This window comes from Nitrospira sp. (assembly GCA_016715825.1).
Classification (GTDB): Bacteria; Nitrospirota; Nitrospiria; order Nitrospirales; family Nitrospiraceae; genus Nitrospira_D.
On the sequence record JADJXO010000002.1, the window covers coordinates 716,391 to 733,910 of the forward strand.

The following is a 17,520-nucleotide window of genomic DNA, read 5'->3' on the forward strand; positions in this document are numbered from 1 at the left end:
CGTTTATAGAACCAAGTTGAAGCTGTGATAGCGATGCATATTTCTAACAGCCATCATAAACATCGAATCCTGGTCGTGGACGACAATCTGTCGGTCCACAATGACTTCCGGAGAATTTTCAACCCTGAAAGTGAGTCAAAGGATTTGGCTGAAGCGCGTGTGGCGCTCTTTGGGGAGGCTCCCTCGATCGATCCTCATGAACCCTTTGAGGTCGATTGCGCGGATCAAGGGCGCACGGCACTGGCCTTGGTTGAAGCCGCGGACAAAGTCGGACGACCCTATGCCGTTGCGTTTGTCGATATGCGGATGCCTCCGGGATGGGATGGGCTTGAAACCATCGAACATCTGTGGAAAGTCAATAGCACGTTGCAGGTGGTCGTCTGTTCAGCCTACTCGGATCAGCCTTGGGAGGAAATCAGGGATCGTATAGGCAGAACCGACAAATTATTGATCCTGCAGAAACCATTTAACAGCATCGAAGTTTTGCAACAGGCCACCGCGCTGTGTCGGAAATGGGATTTGGTGAATAAGACCGTTGGACGGCTCAATGAATTGAGCCACCAGGTCGATGAACGAACCGAGGAGCTTCAACACGCAAACAGGCAGCTCGCAGAGATGAACAGTGCGCTGATGCGGACCGTGGCAAACCTTGAAGCCGCACAGGCCAAAATCCTACGACAAAATAGTGAGTTGGAGCGACTGGCCTCTCGTGATCCGCTGACCGGGTGTTTGAACCGCCGCGCGTTTTACGCAGCGTTCGAGAACGCTTTCAGCGAGAGCCGCGAACAGGGCCATGAGCTGTGTTGTCTGATGGTCGATATCGACCGTTTTAAACGCGTGAATGATTACTACGGACATGCCATCGGAGATCAAGCCATCCAAGCGGTCGCTAGCTGTCTCTCGGCAGGGTTGCGGTTGACTGACACCGTTGGGCGGTACGGAGGAGAAGAGTTCTGCCTCATGTTCGCGCGTACGACGTTGGCCGAGGCCGCTGACCTGGCGGAACGGGTGCGGATTCGGATCGCCATAGAGGCAGGCAGCAGAGTGCGAATGACGTCTGGTTTGACACTGACCGTGAGTATTGGAATATCGACCAGTGCCTTAGGAGCACGGACTCCTTTGGAGTTGATCGACCAAGCTGATAAGGCGCTGTATGCGGCCAAAGAGGCAGGACGGAATTGTGTCATGGCGATGGACGTGTTGGTCCCAGGGCTTCATCCTTCCGAGCAACTTGAACTCCAAGTCCGGCGGGTTACTCCACGCTCAAGTTCACCGGCGGAATGATACGCCATCCTACTACGCCTGTTGAAATGGACGAGTCCGAGAGGAATCGAATACAGCCCCTCGTTTGATCCTGGCTGCTACGGCAGGACTTCTCATCCTCTTCTTGAATCCGAGAAGTGTATAATGGCTGACGGATGACGCGTCTCTTTAGCCATTTCCAATCCTCGGTCGGTAGTAAGGTGTTGTTGGCTCTGAGCGGGCTCGGCCTCGTCAGCTATATCATCTTCCACATGTTGGGAAATCTCCAAGTATTCGAAGGACCCCGGGCGCTCAATAGCTACGCGGCATTTCTCCGCGATATGCCGATCGTGCTATGGACAGCTCGCATTGGCTTGTTGAGCATCGTGGTCCTTCATGTCGTACTGGCGATCCGTCTCAGCCTGCGTAATCGTCGTGCTCGTCCGATCGCGTACGCGACCCATGGGTATCGCCAAGCATCCATCGCCTCGAGAACGATGGCGGTATCTGGCAGTGTGGTGCTGCTCTTTCTTGTCTTCCATCTGCTGCATCTGACGGCAGGTGTGGTCGGGCCTTCGCCCCCCGATCGTATCGATGCGGACGGTTACCGCGATGTCTACGGCAAGCTGATTCATGCCTTTCAAAACCCCGTCATTGTTTTGATCTACTTCGCGGGACAGATCGGGCTCGTCTTTCACCTGAGCCATGCCGTGTCCAGTAGCATACAGACCCTTGGGCTTGAACATGCGGCGCTGAATCGCCTATTCAAGGCGGCTGGTCCTTCCGTTGCGCTCTTAGTGGTGCTCGGCAATGTTGCCATTATCCTTGCCGTCTTCCTGAGGATCGTGCGGTGATCACGAAACTCGACTCAAAAATTCCATCCGGGCCATTGGAAAGCAAATGGGACCGGCATCGGTTCAGTGAGAAATTAGTCAGTCCTCACAACAAGCGGAAGCTCACCGTTATTGTCGTCGGGACCGGGTTGGCCGGTGCGAGCGCGGCTTCAACCTTGGGACAACTTGGCTATCAAGTGGAATGCTTTTGTTTCCAGGATAGCCCGCGTCGCGCGCACAGTATTGCGGCTCAAGGAGGCATTAATGCGGCGAAAAACTATCAAGACGACGGCGATAGCGTGGGGCGATTGTTTTATGACACGATCAAAGGAGGAGATTTTCGCTCGCGCGAAGCCAACGTCTATCGGCTCGCTCAAATCAGTGGGCAAATCATCGATCAGTGTGTCGCGCTCGGCATCCCGTTTGCCAGAGAATATGGCGGGCAGCTGGCGAACCGGTCTTTTGGTGGCGTTCAAGTCTCCCGTACCTTTTACTGTCGAGGGCAGACTGGGCAGCAATTACTCCTAGGCGCCTATTCCGCACTCTGTTGGCAGATTGAACGTGGTCAAGTCACGATGCGTCCACGTACGGAAATGCTCGACTTGATCGTGGTCGACGGCCAGGCTCGTGGCATTGTGGTTCGGGATTTGGTCACCGGACGTATCAGTATCCATACCGCTCATGTCGTCGTGCTTGCGACGGGAGGCTACAGCAATGTGTACTATCTCTCGACCAATGCGAGCGGGAGTAATGTCACGGCTACGTATCGCGCCTGGAAACAAGGCGCGGCCTTTGCCAATCCATGTTTTACCCAGATTCACCCGACGGCAATTCCTCCGAGTGATGCCTATCAGGCGAAGTTGACGCTCATGTCCGAGTCACTCCGGAACGACGGACGCTTGTGGGTGCCGAAAATGCCGGGCGATACCCGCGCTCCGCGTGAGATTTCTGAAGGAGAACGCGATTACTTCCTCGAGCGTCGGTATCCGCGATTCGGGAATCTTGCTCCGAGGGACATCGCGTCACGTGCGGTGAAGGCCGTGTGCGACGAAGGGCGTGGCGTCGGTCCGAACGGGCACGGTGTGTACCTCGACTTCGCCGGTGTGGTCGAGCAACACGGGCTCGATGTCGTGTCTGAACGGTATGGCAACCTCTTTGAAATGTATCACCGCATTACAGGGGAAGATGCCTATCATGCACCCATGCGGATTTATCCGGCGCCTCATTACACGATGGGGGGGCTCTGGGTGGATTACAATCTGATGAGCACGATTCCCGGACTGTTTGTGATCGGGGAAGCCAACTTCGCGGACCATGGAGCGAATCGGTTGGGAGCCAGTTCCCTGATGCAAGGACTGGGAGATGGCTATTTCATCCTACCGTATACGATCGGTCATTACCTGGCGACGGCGAAGCTCCCACCTGTTACGGAAGATCACACAGAAGCCCGCAAGGCGCATCATCGTGTGTTGAATCGTATGGCGCGCCTGTTGGCTGCGAAAGGTCGTCGAACAGCGGCCTCATTTCACCGAGAGCTCGGCAGCCTCTTGTGGAATTATTGTGGCATGTCTCGGACTAAAATAGGGTTGAAGCTGGCGCTCTCGTCGATCCCGACGCTTCGGGAGGATTTTTGGCGTGACGTCGTCGTTCCGGGAACAGGGGACTGCTTCAACCAGGAGCTGGAGTATGCCGGACGAGTGGCGGACTACCTGGAGTTCGCCGAACTGCTCTGCCACGACGCGTGGCATCGTCAGGAGTCGTGCGGGGCTCATTTTCGCGAAGAGTATCAGACGGGAGACGGTGAGCCAACACGGGATGACACCCGCTTCGCGCACGTTGCGGCATGGGAATACCGGGAAGGAGCGAGTCCTATCTTGCACAAGGAGCCGCTGGCCTTTGAATTCGTGCAGCCGACGACGAGAAGTTATCAATAGGGCGTGAAACGTATTTCGTGAGGCGCAAAAGGAGATGTCCGACTAGGTCATGAATTTCACGTTAAGAATCTGGCGGCAGAAGGGCGCGAATGAGGGAGGCAGGTTTGTGACGTATGAGGCGCACGATGTAAATCCCGGTATGTCGTTCCTTGAAATGCTCGACGGCGTGAATCAGAAATTGTTGGTCAACGGGGAAGAGCCTGTAGCATTCGAACATGATTGTCGCGAGGGTATCTGCGGAAGTTGTTCGCTGGTCATCGACGGCATCCCCCATGGTCCGGACCATGGCATCACGACGTGTCAGCTGTACATGCGAAGATTTCCGGACGGGGCCACCATCACGATCGAGCCATGGCGGGCCAAGGCCTTCCCTATCATCAAAGACTTGGTGGTTGATCGCAGTGCCCTCGATCGAGTCATGCGAGCCGGTGGGTATATTTCCGTCAACACTGGTGGGGCCGTGGATGGGAACGCGTTGCTCATCGGGAAGGATCAAGCGGAGACTGCCATGGATGCGGCGTCATGCATCGGTTGTGGCGCCTGTGTCGCAGCCTGTAAGAATGCGTCAGCGATGCTGTTTGTTGCGGCGAAGGTCTCCCATCTCGCTCTCCTACCACAAGGGAAGCCTGAACGAACAGGCCGTGTGGGCGCCATGATCGAGGCCATGGACCGAGAGGGTTTCGGGTCCTGCGGCAATCAATACGAATGTGAGGCGGTCTGCCCAAAACGGATAAGTGTCCGCTTCATTGCTACCCTCAATCGCGAATATCTTCGTGCCGGTATCGTGGAATCCGCCCTTCCGAGTGATTCAGAGTCTCCACATGCGGAGTCCGTCTAGCGGACCCGTATTATAGTGTGGGGGCATTCTCTTCCAACCACCCCATGGCGTGAAGCGGCCATGGGGGCTGATTGTTCCAGATGGCAATCAACTTGACTGTCCGAGAAAGGCCTTTATAGTGCCTAGAAGAAGCCGTGTCCGCCTAGGGGCAAGGGAGATCATACGGCATGCGCCGCCAGGTAGCCTGTCCACAATGCCGAGAGGGTGGGGCGATTTGTGTACTGCCACAATCACCGAGCGAGTTTATTGCCGCCCTGATCTGGATGGCGCCGTTCGAGTGTCAACACTGCCTTCATCGGTTTTTGGCTCGGCGTATGGGCATGGGGAGCTCCCACTCGCGAGAACGTCGCGAACATCTCCGTATCCCCGTCAAGCTCTGTCTCTCGTTTTCGGGCGGAAAGGTCAAGGGTGAGGGTATCGTGATGGATCTGTCTCTAAGCGGCTGCGTGATCAAGAGCGAGACCCGCGTGCATGTTGACGACATTTTCTATTTGGAGATCATCATCGTTCAAAACGAGCCTCCCATTGAGGTCGCCGCGATGGTTCGGTCGGTCAGTGCACGCGGGATTGCATTCAAGTTCCTGCGTAAGGCTCAAGAGAACAAGCGGCTGCTGACATTTATCCAGTCACGCTCAGGATCCATCTCTTCTCCGCTTCCCAAAGCCGTCGAACCGACGATTGCCGGCTAGTTGTTGTCTCATCGCCTATGTCGGTGTTTCCCACGCAGACGGCAGCGGGTAGTCGGTCGTCAAGCGATCATGTTCGGTGATATCGAACGGCTCGATCGTGAAGTCTTGTTCAGCCATCGGATCGAGACACTCCGAAGAACAGAGTACGTCGATCAACGCCTGTGCGCTCTCTCTGGTCGCAAACCGGCATAGGCCATGTTCCGGCATGTTCGATGATGGGTGCCAGAAAGCCAGGTCGATCGCGCTGCCTTGATAGACTCCAAGCGTTCGATGGCGAACTTGAAACCCGCCGCTTCTCTCGTGGAACTTTCTTCTAGGCATAACACCTCTTGACCAGCATATCTTAAATGATGATGCCCATGGTAGCATGATCGTTCAATGAAGGGACACGGCATCCGGCTTGTCTCAAGGAGGGGATGATGGAGCGTAGGTGGTGGACAACAGCGGCAATTGCCCTAGGAATGATCAGCGCGGTATCGGTGTCAGGTTGCGGCTATAACGATCTGCAAGGATTAGACGAGGATACCAAGGCGGCGTGGAGTGAGGTGATCAACCAGTACCAGCGTCGCGCGGATCTTATCCCCAATCTTGTCGCGACCGTCAAAGGGTACGCAGCGCATGAAAAAGAGACCCTTGAAGGAGTCGTGAACGCCCGAGCCAAAGCCACGGGTATTCAAGTGACGCCAGAGGTGCTGAAAGATCCTGCGGCGTTCGAGGCCTTTCAAACGGCCCAAGCCGGTCTGACCTCGGCGTTGGGGCGATTGATCGCGATCGCCGAAAATTACCCGAACCTTAAGGCTGATCAAAACTTCAGAGATCTTCAAAGTCAGCTCGAGGGAACGGAGAATCGGATTACGGTGGCTCGGAAGCGATATATCGATCAGGTCGCGGAGTACAACAAGATGGTCCGATATTTTCCAACTAACCTCACCGCCAAATTCTTGCTGAATTTGGCCGAACGGCCAAACTTTACGGTGGCCGATGAGAGTGCAGTAGCCAAGCCGCCGGAAGTGAAGTTTTGACGTAACGGTGAGGTAGAGGAGACGTTGACACGACGAGGAGCCAGCCGCGTGGCATGGGCCTGTTACCTGGCAGGCACGACGTTCTTATCCACACTCCCTGCCGCTGCGCTCGACGTACCTCAGTTGACTGGGCGGGTGGTCGATCTTGCCCACATCCTACCGAAGTCCACGGTGGAGTCCTTGACGGCTCGACTGGCCGCGCATGAGGCGCAATCGAGCAACCAAGCGGCCGTTCTAATCGTTCCTTCGCTTCAAGGTGATCCGATCGAAGAATTTTCCCACCGTGTGGCCACGACCTGGAAACTCGGTCAGAAAGGCACGGACAACGGCGTGCTCTTGTTGGTGGCTATCAAAGAACGCAAAGTTCGAATCGAAGTCGGCTATGGTCTCGAAGGAGTATTGACCGATGCTCGGTCGGCACAAATCATCAGAAATGAAATTGTCCCTCGCTTCCGTGCGGGTGATATTCCGGGCGGAGTGGCGGAGGGGCTCAATGCCATTGTGAAGACCATTGAAGGGACCTACCAAGCCTCCGATCGCACGGCACCTCAGCTCGAGAACGACGTTTTGGGGCAGGTCGTGGCGGCCGTCATGGCCGGACTCGTCGTTGGACTCATCTTCACGAACGTTCATAAATTCGTCGGACCGGTGGCCGGGGCAGGGATCTCGACAGTGCTGGCTCCCTGGCTCGTACCGGCGCTTGTTGCAAGTGGTGTGACCTTTCTTCTGCTGTTGGCCATCGGTGTATCGGGTGCAGGAGGAAGGACAACGCGGTCCCGAGGGATGGATGATTGGATTTGGTACAGTAGCCGGGGCGGTGGGTGGGGAGGAGGATCATTCGGAGGCGGTGGAGGATTCGGCGGTGGAGGAGGCGATTTTGGGGGAGGGGGTGCGAGTGGAAACTGGTGAGAGACTGCAACTCACGGCTGAGGAGCGTGATCAGGTCAGCCACGCCGTGCACGTGGCGGAACAAGGTACCAATGCCGAGATTGTTCCTATGATTGTGAGCCGATCTGGGTTCTATCGGGATGCACAGCATCGAGCCGGATTGCTCTTCGCGTTATCGACGCTTACGATCCTGCTCTCCACTGAAATAGCGTGGCTTCCCTGGGCATGGCATGCTTCCAATGCGGCCTGGCTGGTCCTGGCGACCATCCTGGCCTACGGCGTGGGGGCATGGTTCGGGACGCGGGCCTCGGTCATCCGCCGGCTCACATCGACGCATAGGATGCGACACAAAGTACAGCTTCGAGCTGAACGGGCGTTCATCAAACATACGGTCGGGCAGACTCGTGAGGGGACCGGCGTGTTGATCATGGTGTCGCTGCTAGAACACCAGATTTATGTGTTGGCGGATCAACCCTTGTTTCAACGAGTTCCGGTCGAACGGTGGTCATCAGTCGTCGAGGCTGCTGTCAACCGATTGAAAACAGGCGATATTGTCGGAGGGTTATGCCAGGGTATTCTGGCATGTGGCGTGCTGCTTGCTGAAGTCTGCCCTGGTCGTCCAGGTGACAATCCCAATGAATTGTCGAATGAATTAGTCCACGAGCCGTAGGAATTTCCCTTCCACGCCGCCAAGACACTCAATAAAAATCCTGCTCCAACCGATAGATAAGAGACTCGGCGTGACTGTTCGGCTAGGGTGGCCCTATACAGATAAGAAGGGAGTCATACTATGTGGAAGCAGGACGAGGTGGTTGGGGCGGACGAGGAACGAGAGCGGGAACGAGAACGGTGGGTGGAGAACAAGCGCAGTCCGTTGAAGGGTGGTCCGACGCTTCCAGATGAGGTGGCTTTCGTCGGAAAAGATGTTGAGTTCAAGGGTGTGATCACCTATTCCGGAACCGTTCGGATCGATGGTGCGTTAGACGGTGAAATCAATACCGATGGCGGTCTGCTCGTTGGGCCTGAGGCGGTGCTGAAGGCCAAGGTGACGGCCGGAACCGTAGTCTGTCATGGAAGTATCACCGGGGACATTGTCGCAACGAACCAGATCGTGCTCTGTGCTCCGGCTGTCGTGCAAGGCAGCCTGACGGCCCCCGTGCTGTCGATGGAGGAAGGCGTCGTGTTTAACGGTACCCTGGAGATGAAACCCCAGGCCAAGGCCGAGGGATTGCGTGAAGTGGGACCGTATGTCGGCACGGCGTCCAATCGCCCTCAGATCAGACTCGCGGCATAGACGGCTTTGTTGAAAAACTCCTGGCGCGAGATGCAATACGCGCCGGGAGTTGGTGGCTTTCTGTTTGAACCTTCATTGTCTGTGGCCCTTCTCGGTGGTCAGCCGGTAGCCTTTCCGCAATATTCCTACTCCATAGACGCCTTGTTGTTGCTCCGGCAAGAATCCGGTCGAGGTCAGAATCCACCGTGACGTCCAGTGCTCCACCGGTGGGCGCTCACTTCAGGGTATCAAGTACAGAAGCGAGTTGATTCAAAATCGGTCTTCATGCACCAAGGTTATTCCACTAGGCCTCGATGGATTCTCTAACAGATGAATTCAGTTGAATGGAAAGTAGTACAGTTTTCCACTTATACCTCTTCTATCGAGCTGCGCCATGCTTGCTGCCGCAGGCCTAAGGTGTTGGTTTAAGATTGATCCTATAATCACGGCACTGATTTGGTTCGTCACAATTGTTGTGGTACGAATCGTGCTTATGAATAGCTAGTTGAAAGCCAAAAAGTTTGTGAAGAGATCTGATGCCGATCCAGATTCAGATGGTCGACGGTATCGAGCACACAGCTATAGTGCAACATACGTAAATTATCGCGCTATCTATAGTGGCTGATCGGGTGCTCCTCTGCGCCAAAAGACATAAAACCATTGTAGGTTAAGTTAGGGGAACGGCGGCAGCCTTTCTCATACAGTTCCTTGAGGACTCGAGCAGGTATTGAATGTGGCTCAATATAGCCTGTATGGCTAGGAACACTATGTAATGTGTGCGAATGTTCGTTCAGCTGTGGGAGTACTTCAACGCATGGAGGAGGCATGGTGTATCTATCGGCGGTTGTCGTAACAGTTTTATTGGTAGTGACTACTGTTCCCTCCGTTGCGGCCACTATTCGTGCAGCAAGCTGTTCACGGACCCATGTTGGTGATGCCGTGAACCTGGCACGTAACGGCGACACCGTGCTCGTTCCGGCTGGTCGCTGCACCTGGAGAACAAACCTAAGAATTGAGGGAAAATATTTCACGCTCCGTGGTGAAGGATTCCGTAGGACCGTTATCATCGATGGAATCAGTAAAGCCCGCTATCCAAATGTCCCTCAACTCCTGTGGTGGACGCCTCCAAGTGGCGGACTAGCTCGGCTCACGGGTTTTACGTTCCAAGGAGGAACACTCGCTGATTCTGCTGTGAAAGGAATCGTCGTATTGGATGGTGCATCGCATTCATTTCGCGTCGATAATAACAAGTTTATTCCTACACAAACGCCGGGCTTACGACTACTCGGCGATTTATGGGGAGTGGTGGATCACAATCACTTCGATCTATCAGCGAGGAACGGATATGCGATTTATGTTCATCACGAACGATATGGGGATCAATCATGGGCAGCAGAATCATCGCTCGGCACCGAACGGAACGTATTTATTGAAAACAATACCTTTACGCAGGATCGAACAAAGGGGTATTTCTACCCGGCCATCGATGGGTGGTCTGGGCATCGTATTGTGGTGCGGTACAATCAATTCAACGCTGTGAAGGTGGGGAATCACGGGACTGAAACTAGTGGCCGATGGCGGAGCGCACGGCAGTTTGAATACTACAACAATACGTGGGTGTGGGATATGTACAGTCCCGCGACCCCACATATCCTGAGAAACGCGTATCCTGCGCTCATTACGATCCGTGGTGGAACCGGGGTTGTTTTCAACAATAGCGCTACGATCACGAACGGGAGCGTTCCAAACATCGTTGAGCTTCGATATCACCGCAATACTGGCAGCTATCACCCATGGGGGAAATGCCCAACTGTATGGGATTTGAACGCAACACGATGTATCGATCAACCTGGGGTGGGCGTAGGAGTCTTACTTTCAGGCGCTTCTGCAGAGCCGGTTGGTTGGCCAAGGCACCAAGCTGATCCGATCTATATCTGGAACAATCAAATCAATACAGAGGTGGTCAAAGCAATATCTCGTGCTCCATCAGTGGTGCGAGAGGGGCGAGACTTTCTCTACCTGTCTAAACCTGGGTATGCTCCCTATGCCTATCCTCACCCATTGATACAAGGATTCTCTCGGAAGACTCCCTCTGTCGCTCCCTCAAACTTTTCCGTTCGGGTCATAAAAAGATGATGGGGTGACTGGTAGAGGATTCTGGAACAGGATTCCAATTTTACATGGTCTGCTTGTGGTGCGCATACAGGCGTGCCCCATCGTAGATACCAACCCTGTTCAATAGACTAGGGTAAAGCGTCAATGAGTGTATGAGAAGTGTTTTTGGAGAGTCTGGGAGCTCATCCGATATAATGTATTTGCTAGTGGATAGACGGCTCGCTGTCGTTCCGCTAGAATCCGGCCCATGTCAGAACCCACCGTGACGTCCGGTGCTCCACCTAAGCTCCAGGATGAGAATCAATCAGTCGTCAAAGCGGCTGGGATGATCGGCGTTGCCACGTTTTCTAGCCGTATCCTTGGGTTCATTCGTGACATGGTCCTTGCCGGGCTTTTCGGTGCCACTCCGGCTGCGGACGCCTTTTTTGTCGCCTATCGCATTCCAAACCTGCTCCGCGAACTCTTTGCCGAGGGGTCGATGTCCGCTGCCTTCATTCCCGTCTTTACCGAATATCACACGATCAAGTCGAAACAGGATGCCTGGGAGCTGGCGAGTGCGGCCTTTACGACGCTGCTGACGATTGTGACCGGCGTCACCCTGATCGGGGTTCTTGGGGCTCCCTGGATTGCGTGGCTCATTGGGTGGGGGTTTCACGATGATCCGGAGAAAATGACCTTGACCGTCGTCCTGACGCGAGTCATGTTCCCCTACCTCATTTTCATTAGTCTCGCTGCCTTGGCGATGGGGATCTTGAATTCTCTGCGAGCCTTTGCGGCCCCGGCGTTTTCTCCGGTTTTTTTCAATATCTTCATCATCGGATGTGCGATGTTTCTCGCGCCAACTATGCCTGAACCCATCCTTGGGGTGGCCATTGGTGTCGTCGCCGGTGGGGCGGCCCAGTTTGCGATGCAGTTGCCGGGGCTCAAGACTCGCCGGATGCTATTCGGGTTCAAGTTCAATCCTGGTCATCCAGGTGTGCGGAAGGTCGGCCGGCTGATGATTCCATCGCTACTCGGCTTGTCGGTAACCCAAATTAATATCACTGTCAGTACGATTCTGGGGTCGTTTTTTGCCGGCGGCCCAACCTACTTATTTTATGGCATGCGGCTGATCCAGTTTCCTCTCGGAATTTTCGGCGTGGCCCTGGCGACAGCGATCCTGCCGACTCTGTCGGCGCAAGCGGCACGCGGCGCCCTGGATGAACTGCGTGCGACCCTTGGGTTTGGTTTGCGGATGATTTTTTTCATCATCCTCCCAGCGATGGTGGGGTTGATCCTGTTACGAACGCCGATCGTGCACCTCTTCTTCGAGCATGGGACGTTTACAGCGCATGACACGGCTGAAACGGCCTTTGCCGTTCTGTGCTATGCCGTGGGCCTCTGGGCGTTCGCCGGGGTGCGTATCATTGTGTCGGCCTTCTATTCCATGAAAGATACGACCACACCGGCAATCTCGGCGGCGATTGCCGTGGTGGCGAATATTGTGCTGTCAGTGGTCCTGATGACACATCTTGGGGCGGGAGGACTGGCCCTCGCCACAGCTCTGGCCGCGATGATCAACGGCGGAATTCTCGTGGTTATTTTAAATCGGCGACTGGGTGGCGTGGAGTGGAAATCGGTCGTCAACTCAGCTGGACGGGTACTGGTGGGCTGTCTCCCGATCGTAGTAGCCTGTTGGTGGGTGGCGGATGCACAGATATGGAGTCATCCAGCCGAATGGATCGCGAAATCTGCGATGCTTGTGGTCGGGATTGGATTCAGTGTTATCGGGTATCTTGGAGTGCATGCCTGGTTTCGATCGGAGGAACTTGGTGTCGTATGGAGCATGGTGCAGAGAAAGCTCGGCAGATTGGCGAAATAACGAGGAGCGAAGCATGCAGCGCGCGATGATCTTTCAATCATCTTGGGGGTGGATGGGGCTTGCTGAATCTCCCAAGGGGATTCAGGCCATCGTATTGCCTAAACGGTCAAAGCGAGCCGCCGAGTCTGACCTCAGGGCACAGTTCTCTGGGGCATGGGAACAAGGAGTGTCTCCACAACTGGAAGCTGCCCGTTGGCAGCTACTCGACTATCTTGCTGGGAAACGTGACACGTTTGATGTACCACTCGATCTCTCCTACGGTACGATGTTTCAACGTCAGGTGTGGCGGACCTTGCAACGTGTGCCCTACGGCAAGCTTCGATCGTATCAATGGATTGCCGCGCGAGTGGGTGGACCGCACTATGCCCGTGCGGTGGGGAACGCGGTCGGGGCGAACCCGTTACCGATCATGATTCCTTGTCATCGGATCGTCGCACACGATGCCTCGCTTGGTGGATTTTCCGGAGGGCTTCCCATGAAACGGAAGTTGTTATCTCTTGAAGGAACATTGACTCAGCTGTTACGAGGGTGATCCGAAACGATGAAGGCACTCCTGCAGCGTGTAACGACGGCGTCGGTGACGGTCGATGGCACCGCTGTTGGACGGATTCAAGGTGGTTTAATGGTTCTGTTGGGTGTCGCGAAAGGTGATCAGTAATTGGACGCACGATTCGTGGTCGACAAGATCAGAAACCTCCGCATTTTCTCGGATGATCACGGCAAGATGAATCGATCCCTGACGGACGTAGGTGGTTCTGTGTTGCTGGTCTCACAGTTCACGCTGCTGGGTAGCACTGCGAATGGGCGTCGCCCGAGTTTCGACGAAGCTGCCGCGCCGGATCAGGCCAAGCAGTTGTATGACCAGGTTGCGCAGAGGCTGCGTGAAGGTGGGATAAAAGTCGACATGGGAGTCTTTGCGGCCCATATGCAGGTCGGCGTAGTGAACGACGGCCCGGTCACCTTTATGGTAGACAGTCGGCCGGGACGTTAGATCGACTCAAGGTTGAGCCGCGCGTCTCCGATACGTTCATACGATCCACAAGGATGAGAACTGGTTCGAGGTCGAGATCTGGTATACTGACCGCAGATCAGATCGGACTCGCAGGAGTGGCGATGGGTACTCCAGTTCCTCCACGTCATCCACTCCGGCAACTCTTCGGCGCGTTGACCGAGAAAAGTTTTACGGAACATCTCGGTTGGCCTGACGCCAAGGTCGCCTCCTATGTCTCCAATCTGCTGGTGGAATTTACCCATACGGATCAGCTCTATAAGATTAGAAGCCAGCAGAATCACCAGTTGATACGGTCGTGGATCTGCGACGAGCGGATGCGCGCGGTGGTCGAGCAGGCGCTCGCCGGCAACCGCGATCTGCGCCTCGCGACGCTCAACGTCAGGCAGGTGTCCGCGCTCTATCGCATCCAGCGCGCCGATCTCTCGCCAGCTTCGGCCTGCAGGCGAGCAGGACGCGCGCCCGGGTATGGAAGATGACCGACTCGGGGAGGCCGAGATCGCCGAGCATTACGCGAGTCGACTTCGGATTCTCGCCTGGGGAGATCGACCTCTTCGGGCGGTTGCGCAGCCTCTCGGCGAGCGCGTTCAGGCAGTACCTCGCCACCACCGAGGGGGAGCCCAGGCGGCGCGCTCGGCCTTGGTGGCTTGACGACCGCGTCGAGCTACCTGCGGCTCGCCGCCGACGCCCGGAGTCTGCGCCTGGCCGGGGCGACAGGCGAGGCTGCAGCGCGCCTCGCTCGACCTGATCCGGTCGATCCGCGACTCCGGCATCGGGTCGGACCTCGAGAGCTGCGCCAGGCCGAGGCCAGGTCGGGGCGGCGCGGGTGAACCGCGCGCAGATCGCGGGCCTGCTCGCCGTCGACCGCCACGCCCTCGAGCTGCTGCTCGGCGGCCGCTCGCGCCAGGCTCGAACCGGAGGGCATCGGGGCGCTCGCCGCAGCGCCGAGATCGCCGCCGGCCTTCCCTCGGAGGTCCCTGCTCAGCGGCCGCCCCGACATCCTGGCGGCGGGCACCGGCTGCTGCGCCGCCAACGCCAACATCAGCGCCGCGCTTTTCCGCCGCCTTCTTCCCGCGCATCTCGCTCACCGCGGCGCTCGGCACACTGTCGCCCGAAAGCTGTCGAGAGCCTGTTCGCCTCAGGCACCCTGAGCTGGACCTTCGCGCCGCTCGTCGGAATGCCGGTCTTCGCGACGCTGGCCCCGCGCCTTGATTGAAGAAGCGACCAAGATCGAGCGCGAGATGGCCGTGGCCGCCCGCAAGAGGCGATCCGGTCCGGGTTCGCCGAGGTCGCCGACGCCCTGGCGCTCGAGGCACGCTCGCCGCGCAGCGCGGGGCGCAGAAGTGCCCTGGTGGCGGCGCTCTCCGGGAGACGCTGCGGCTCTCAGAGCTCCGCTTCGCGCCAGCATCGACGACTACCTCGGCGTCCTCGTCGCGCAGCAGGCGCTCTACCGGGCGCGGCAGTCGAGCGTCGAGCTCCGCCTGACGGGCAGGCCAGCCAGATCCAGCTCACCACAAGGCGCTCGGCGGCGAGGCCTGAGCCGGCGCGTCCAGTTCCGGCGCCGCGGCGCAGCGCGCTCGACGACTCCGGCGAGAACGCCGGCCGGAGTCGGCGAAGCGGGTGGCGAGATCCATCGCGGCGATGACGAACGGCTTGTGGCTCGCCTCGCGATGAGTGTCGAGCCGCGCGCCCTCGAGGAACCGCCTTGCTGACCTCGCCCGCGGAGCGGGAGACGTCGCTGACGTCGGCGGGGAGGCAGTGCGGGTAGTGCGCCGAGCCGCCGCGGGTGAAGGCACCATCTTCTTCTCGTCCCACTCCCAGGAGACGTGGCGCGCGTTGTTGGCGGGCGCGCCTCGCGCTCGAGCTCGGCGAGCGCCGCCCGGTCGCCGGCGCGGAGCAGCTTCGGGCGCTCGCGCACATCCCTGCGCCATCGGCGCCCAGCTCCGGCAGGTGAACCACGTCAGCGCCGAAGGCCTCCTCCATCGAGTGGGTGACCGTGAAGGAACCGCCGCTCTCGGCGGCGAAGCGGCAACGCCGCCCCGGCAGCCTCTCCCGACCAGCTCATGGCCTGCGAGGTGGACGACCGCGACCTCCATGCCGAAGCGGGTCATCAAGGCGACGACGCCCTGCGGCACCGAGAGCAGCTTGCCGTAGGAAAGTGCGCCAGGTCATCGCCAGCCGCTTGCCGGCGGGGCGCGGGCTGCCGAAGATCCGCACCAGGTGCGAGAGGTCGGCCAGCGACCGGGTCGGGTGGTCGAGGTCGCACTGGAGGTTGACCACCGGCGGCCGCTGGGCAGAACGCGGCGGCGAGGTGGCTGTCGAGGGCGATGCCGCGACCTCGCGCGATGAGGGCGTGGCCTGCGCCGAGGTACATGTCGTCCCGGATGCAGAGCACGTCGCAGAGGGAACGCGATCATGACCGAGGTCTCGTGCGCGGTCGCCGTGGGCGATCTGCGACTCGACCCCGTCGAGGTCTTCCGTTCGAGGCCGAGCAGGTTGCGGCCGACGCGAACGAGATAGGCCAGGTGCGGGTCGACTTGTCGCGGAACTGCGACACGGCGAGGCCGCTGTCGAAGAAGCGCGGCGAGGCCGACGCGGTGGATCTCCGCAGGGCCCCGGCGACGGCGAGCGCGGGCGGAGCAGTCGTCGCGACCGTCCGCCAGGTGAGCAGGAAGTCGCGTCCGTGGAGAGCCGGGCGCGACGCGAACCGGTCGACGGCAGGTCCGCCAATGGCTCATGCGGTCGCCGTCGGCCCTTTGCGCGGCGGGAAGCGCCCGGAGAGGGCGTAGACGGCCGAGGCGGGCTCGAGTGGGCGATGGGCACCTGGTCGTCGGGGTGTGGGCCCAGATCTCGTCGCGCGGGCCGAAGCCGACGTCGGGACGCCGGCAGCCCGCCGATGGCGATGCCGTTGGTCGAGAAGGTCCACCGCGAACACGGGTGCGGCGCCGAAGCGCATCGGTGGCGACGTCCCGCGGAGGCGACCGCCGGACGGTCGCCTGGAGCACCCAGGTCGGGAAGTACTTCTCCATCAGGTAACGCAGGCCGGTGCAGGCCGCGACCCGCGTAGGCGAGCACCCGTGACCTTGGCGCCGGTGCCCGCGCACCAGGGCGCCTCGATCTCTCGGCGACGGCCGACGCGTCGTGGTCTCCCCTGACGGTGAGCCGCCGGTCGAGGTGGAGGGTGCCGCAATCGGCGACCGCGCAGAGCGACGGGACGTCGGCACGGATCTCGGAGATGGTGACGTTGCCCTTGCCGAGAACGATCAGGCCGCTGGCCAGATACTGGTTCAGGCTTTCGACTCCAGGCACGTGTGCGATGCTGTAGACCGCGCTGGACGCCGCGCTCGGGCATCGAGTCCGTGCGCGGAAGGCCGCTGGTAGGCGACGTCCATCTCCATGCGGCCGCGCTGGCCGCGGTAGACGCCGAGGTTGGTCGGTGCCTGGTGTTCACCACGAGGTCAGGCGCAGGCCGCCTTCCCTCGAGGAGGTACTTCCAGCACACAGGCCGTCGCAGTCCTCCTCCATGACGGTGGCGGTGACCCGGCGCAGGTCGCCGTCGAAGCCGAGATGCTTGGGGATGCGCCCCGCGGTGGACCCGCCGCCGCCAAGCCCCCTCCTGGTCGCCGGCACACCCGCGGCCGTGGGCGACACCGCCCGCACCTCGCCCTGGAAGGTCGCAGGTCCAGTTGGAGTGGTCGCCGACGCCGACGGTGTCCATGTGGCCGTCGAGCGCGACGACGGGCAGGCCGCTGCCGACTCGTCCCAGGACGTTGCCCAGGCCCGTCGATCTTGGCCTCGTCGAAGCCGAGCCGCTCC

17 protein-coding genes and 1 pseudogene are annotated in these 17,520 nt (G+C 58.5%); 16 read left to right on the forward strand and 2 right to left on the reverse strand.

Annotated elements, in window-relative coordinates; translation table 11 throughout:
- Nucleotides 1-33 precede the first annotated feature (33 nt).
- The 5 genes from IPM58_09525 to IPM58_09545 all read left to right on the forward strand — a co-directional run bounded on the left by IPM58_09525 (nucleotide 34) and on the right by IPM58_09545 (nucleotide 5,536).
- On the forward strand, nucleotides 34-1,284 hold the full coding sequence (locus IPM58_09525) for a diguanylate cyclase (GenBank protein MBK9307304.1): 1,251 nt from the start codon (nucleotides 34-36) through the stop codon (nucleotides 1,282-1,284).
- Nucleotides 1,285-1,418: 134 nt separating this feature from the next.
- Nucleotides 1,419-2,096, forward strand: a complete 678-nt coding sequence (locus IPM58_09530) for a succinate dehydrogenase cytochrome b subunit (protein MBK9307305.1) — start codon at nucleotides 1,419-1,421, stop codon at nucleotides 2,094-2,096.
- Nucleotides 2,096-4,009 carry a fumarate reductase/succinate dehydrogenase flavoprotein subunit gene (locus tag IPM58_09535; GenBank protein MBK9307306.1) on the forward strand — a complete coding sequence of 638 codons (1,914 nt, stop codon included), beginning with the start codon at nucleotides 2,096-2,098 and terminating at the stop codon, nucleotides 4,007-4,009. The genes IPM58_09530 and IPM58_09535 overlap by 1 nt, the downstream gene beginning before the upstream one ends.
- A 49-nt stretch (nucleotides 4,010-4,058) precedes the next feature.
- The gene (locus IPM58_09540; protein ID MBK9307307.1) at nucleotides 4,059-4,847 is read left to right on the forward strand and encodes a succinate dehydrogenase/fumarate reductase iron-sulfur subunit; all 789 of its coding nucleotides are present in this window, start codon (nucleotides 4,059-4,061) and stop codon (nucleotides 4,845-4,847) included.
- 167 nt (nucleotides 4,848-5,014) lie between these two features.
- Nucleotides 5,015-5,536 (forward strand): PilZ domain-containing protein, encoded by a 522-nt coding sequence (locus tag IPM58_09545; GenBank protein MBK9307308.1) that lies wholly within the window; start codon nucleotides 5,015-5,017, stop codon nucleotides 5,534-5,536.
- A gap of 15 nt (nucleotides 5,537-5,551) precedes the next feature.
- Here IPM58_09545 and IPM58_09550 read toward each other — a convergent pair whose 3' ends face one another.
- Complete coding sequence (locus IPM58_09550) at nucleotides 5,552-5,857, reverse strand: hypothetical protein (GenBank protein ID MBK9307309.1); 306 nt, start codon at nucleotides 5,855-5,857, stop codon at nucleotides 5,552-5,554.
- 98 nt (nucleotides 5,858-5,955) lie between these two features.
- Here IPM58_09550 and IPM58_09555 point away from each other — a divergent pair, with 98 nt between their 5' ends.
- From IPM58_09555 to IPM58_09605, 11 genes and pseudogenes are all read left to right on the forward strand, one after another.
- Nucleotides 5,956-6,558 carry a LemA family protein gene (locus tag IPM58_09555; protein ID MBK9307310.1) on the forward strand — a complete coding sequence of 201 codons (603 nt, stop codon included), beginning with the start codon at nucleotides 5,956-5,958 and terminating at the stop codon, nucleotides 6,556-6,558.
- Between the two features lie 66 nt (nucleotides 6,559-6,624).
- Nucleotides 6,625-7,467: a TPM domain-containing protein gene (locus IPM58_09560; protein ID MBK9307311.1), complete on the forward strand. Its 843-nt coding sequence runs from the start codon at nucleotides 6,625-6,627 to the stop codon at nucleotides 7,465-7,467.
- The gene (locus IPM58_09565) at nucleotides 7,454-8,116 is read left to right on the forward strand and encodes a TPM domain-containing protein (protein ID MBK9307312.1); all 663 of its coding nucleotides are present in this window, start codon (nucleotides 7,454-7,456) and stop codon (nucleotides 8,114-8,116) included. Before IPM58_09560 ends, IPM58_09565 begins: the two co-directional genes overlap by 14 nt.
- A gap of 120 nt (nucleotides 8,117-8,236) precedes the next feature.
- Nucleotides 8,237-8,740 (forward strand): polymer-forming cytoskeletal protein, encoded by a 504-nt coding sequence (locus IPM58_09570; GenBank protein ID MBK9307313.1) that lies wholly within the window; start codon nucleotides 8,237-8,239, stop codon nucleotides 8,738-8,740.
- Nucleotides 8,741-9,544: 804 nt separating this feature from the next.
- Nucleotides 9,545-10,855 carry a hypothetical protein gene (locus tag IPM58_09575; protein ID MBK9307314.1) on the forward strand — a complete coding sequence of 437 codons (1,311 nt, stop codon included), beginning with the start codon at nucleotides 9,545-9,547 and terminating at the stop codon, nucleotides 10,853-10,855.
- 226 nt (nucleotides 10,856-11,081) lie between these two features.
- Nucleotides 11,082-12,695, forward strand: coding sequence for a murein biosynthesis integral membrane protein MurJ (gene murJ / locus IPM58_09580; protein ID MBK9307315.1), 1,614 nt, complete (start codon nucleotides 11,082-11,084; stop codon nucleotides 12,693-12,695).
- Between the two features lie 13 nt (nucleotides 12,696-12,708).
- Complete coding sequence (locus tag IPM58_09585) at nucleotides 12,709-13,227, forward strand: methylated-DNA--[protein]-cysteine S-methyltransferase (protein ID MBK9307316.1); 519 nt, start codon at nucleotides 12,709-12,711, stop codon at nucleotides 13,225-13,227.
- A gap of 9 nt (nucleotides 13,228-13,236) precedes the next feature.
- Nucleotides 13,237-13,686: pseudogene (locus tag IPM58_09590) on the forward strand (D-tyrosyl-tRNA(Tyr) deacylase).
- Between the two features lie 122 nt (nucleotides 13,687-13,808).
- Nucleotides 13,809-14,183: a hypothetical protein gene (locus IPM58_09595; GenBank protein MBK9307317.1), complete on the forward strand. Its 375-nt coding sequence runs from the start codon at nucleotides 13,809-13,811 to the stop codon at nucleotides 14,181-14,183.
- The gene (locus IPM58_09600) at nucleotides 14,173-14,355 is read left to right on the forward strand and encodes a hypothetical protein (GenBank protein MBK9307318.1); all 183 of its coding nucleotides are present in this window, start codon (nucleotides 14,173-14,175) and stop codon (nucleotides 14,353-14,355) included. Before IPM58_09595 ends, IPM58_09600 begins: the two co-directional genes overlap by 11 nt.
- A 1,185-nt stretch (nucleotides 14,356-15,540) precedes the next feature.
- Nucleotides 15,541-15,858 (forward strand): hypothetical protein, encoded by a 318-nt coding sequence (locus IPM58_09605; GenBank protein ID MBK9307319.1) that lies wholly within the window; start codon nucleotides 15,541-15,543, stop codon nucleotides 15,856-15,858.
- An 874-nt stretch (nucleotides 15,859-16,732) separates the two neighbouring features.
- Here the strand turns inward: IPM58_09605 and IPM58_09610 are convergent.
- Nucleotides 16,733-17,520 (reverse strand): hypothetical protein (locus tag IPM58_09610; protein MBK9307320.1); only part of this gene is annotated, 788 nt, incomplete at its 5' end.

Bases quoted from the DNA above. Each gene is read 5' to 3' on its own strand.
- IPM58_09525 (MBK9307304.1), top strand. From the start codon at position 34: ATGCATATTTCTAACAGCCATCATAAACATCGAATCCTGGTCGTGGAC.
- IPM58_09530 (MBK9307305.1), top strand. From the start codon at position 1,419: ATGACGCGTCTCTTTAGCCATTTCCAATCCTCGGTCGGTAGTAAGGTG.
- IPM58_09540 (MBK9307307.1), top strand. From the start codon at position 4,059: ATGAATTTCACGTTAAGAATCTGGCGGCAGAAGGGCGCGAATGAGGGA.
- IPM58_09545 (MBK9307308.1), top strand. From the start codon at position 5,015: ATGCGCCGCCAGGTAGCCTGTCCACAATGCCGAGAGGGTGGGGCGATT.
- IPM58_09550 (MBK9307309.1), bottom strand. From the start codon at position 5,857: ATGCCTAGAAGAAAGTTCCACGAGAGAAGCGGCGGGTTTCAAGTTCGC.
- IPM58_09555 (MBK9307310.1), top strand. From the start codon at position 5,956: ATGGAGCGTAGGTGGTGGACAACAGCGGCAATTGCCCTAGGAATGATC.
- IPM58_09570 (MBK9307313.1), top strand. From the start codon at position 8,237: ATGTGGAAGCAGGACGAGGTGGTTGGGGCGGACGAGGAACGAGAGCGG.
- IPM58_09575 (MBK9307314.1), top strand. From the start codon at position 9,545: ATGGTGTATCTATCGGCGGTTGTCGTAACAGTTTTATTGGTAGTGACT.
- murJ (MBK9307315.1), top strand. From the start codon at position 11,082: ATGTCAGAACCCACCGTGACGTCCGGTGCTCCACCTAAGCTCCAGGAT.
- IPM58_09585 (MBK9307316.1), top strand. From the start codon at position 12,709: ATGCAGCGCGCGATGATCTTTCAATCATCTTGGGGGTGGATGGGGCTT.
- IPM58_09595 (MBK9307317.1), top strand. From the start codon at position 13,809: ATGGGTACTCCAGTTCCTCCACGTCATCCACTCCGGCAACTCTTCGGC.
- IPM58_09600 (MBK9307318.1), top strand. From the start codon at position 14,173: ATGGAAGATGACCGACTCGGGGAGGCCGAGATCGCCGAGCATTACGCG.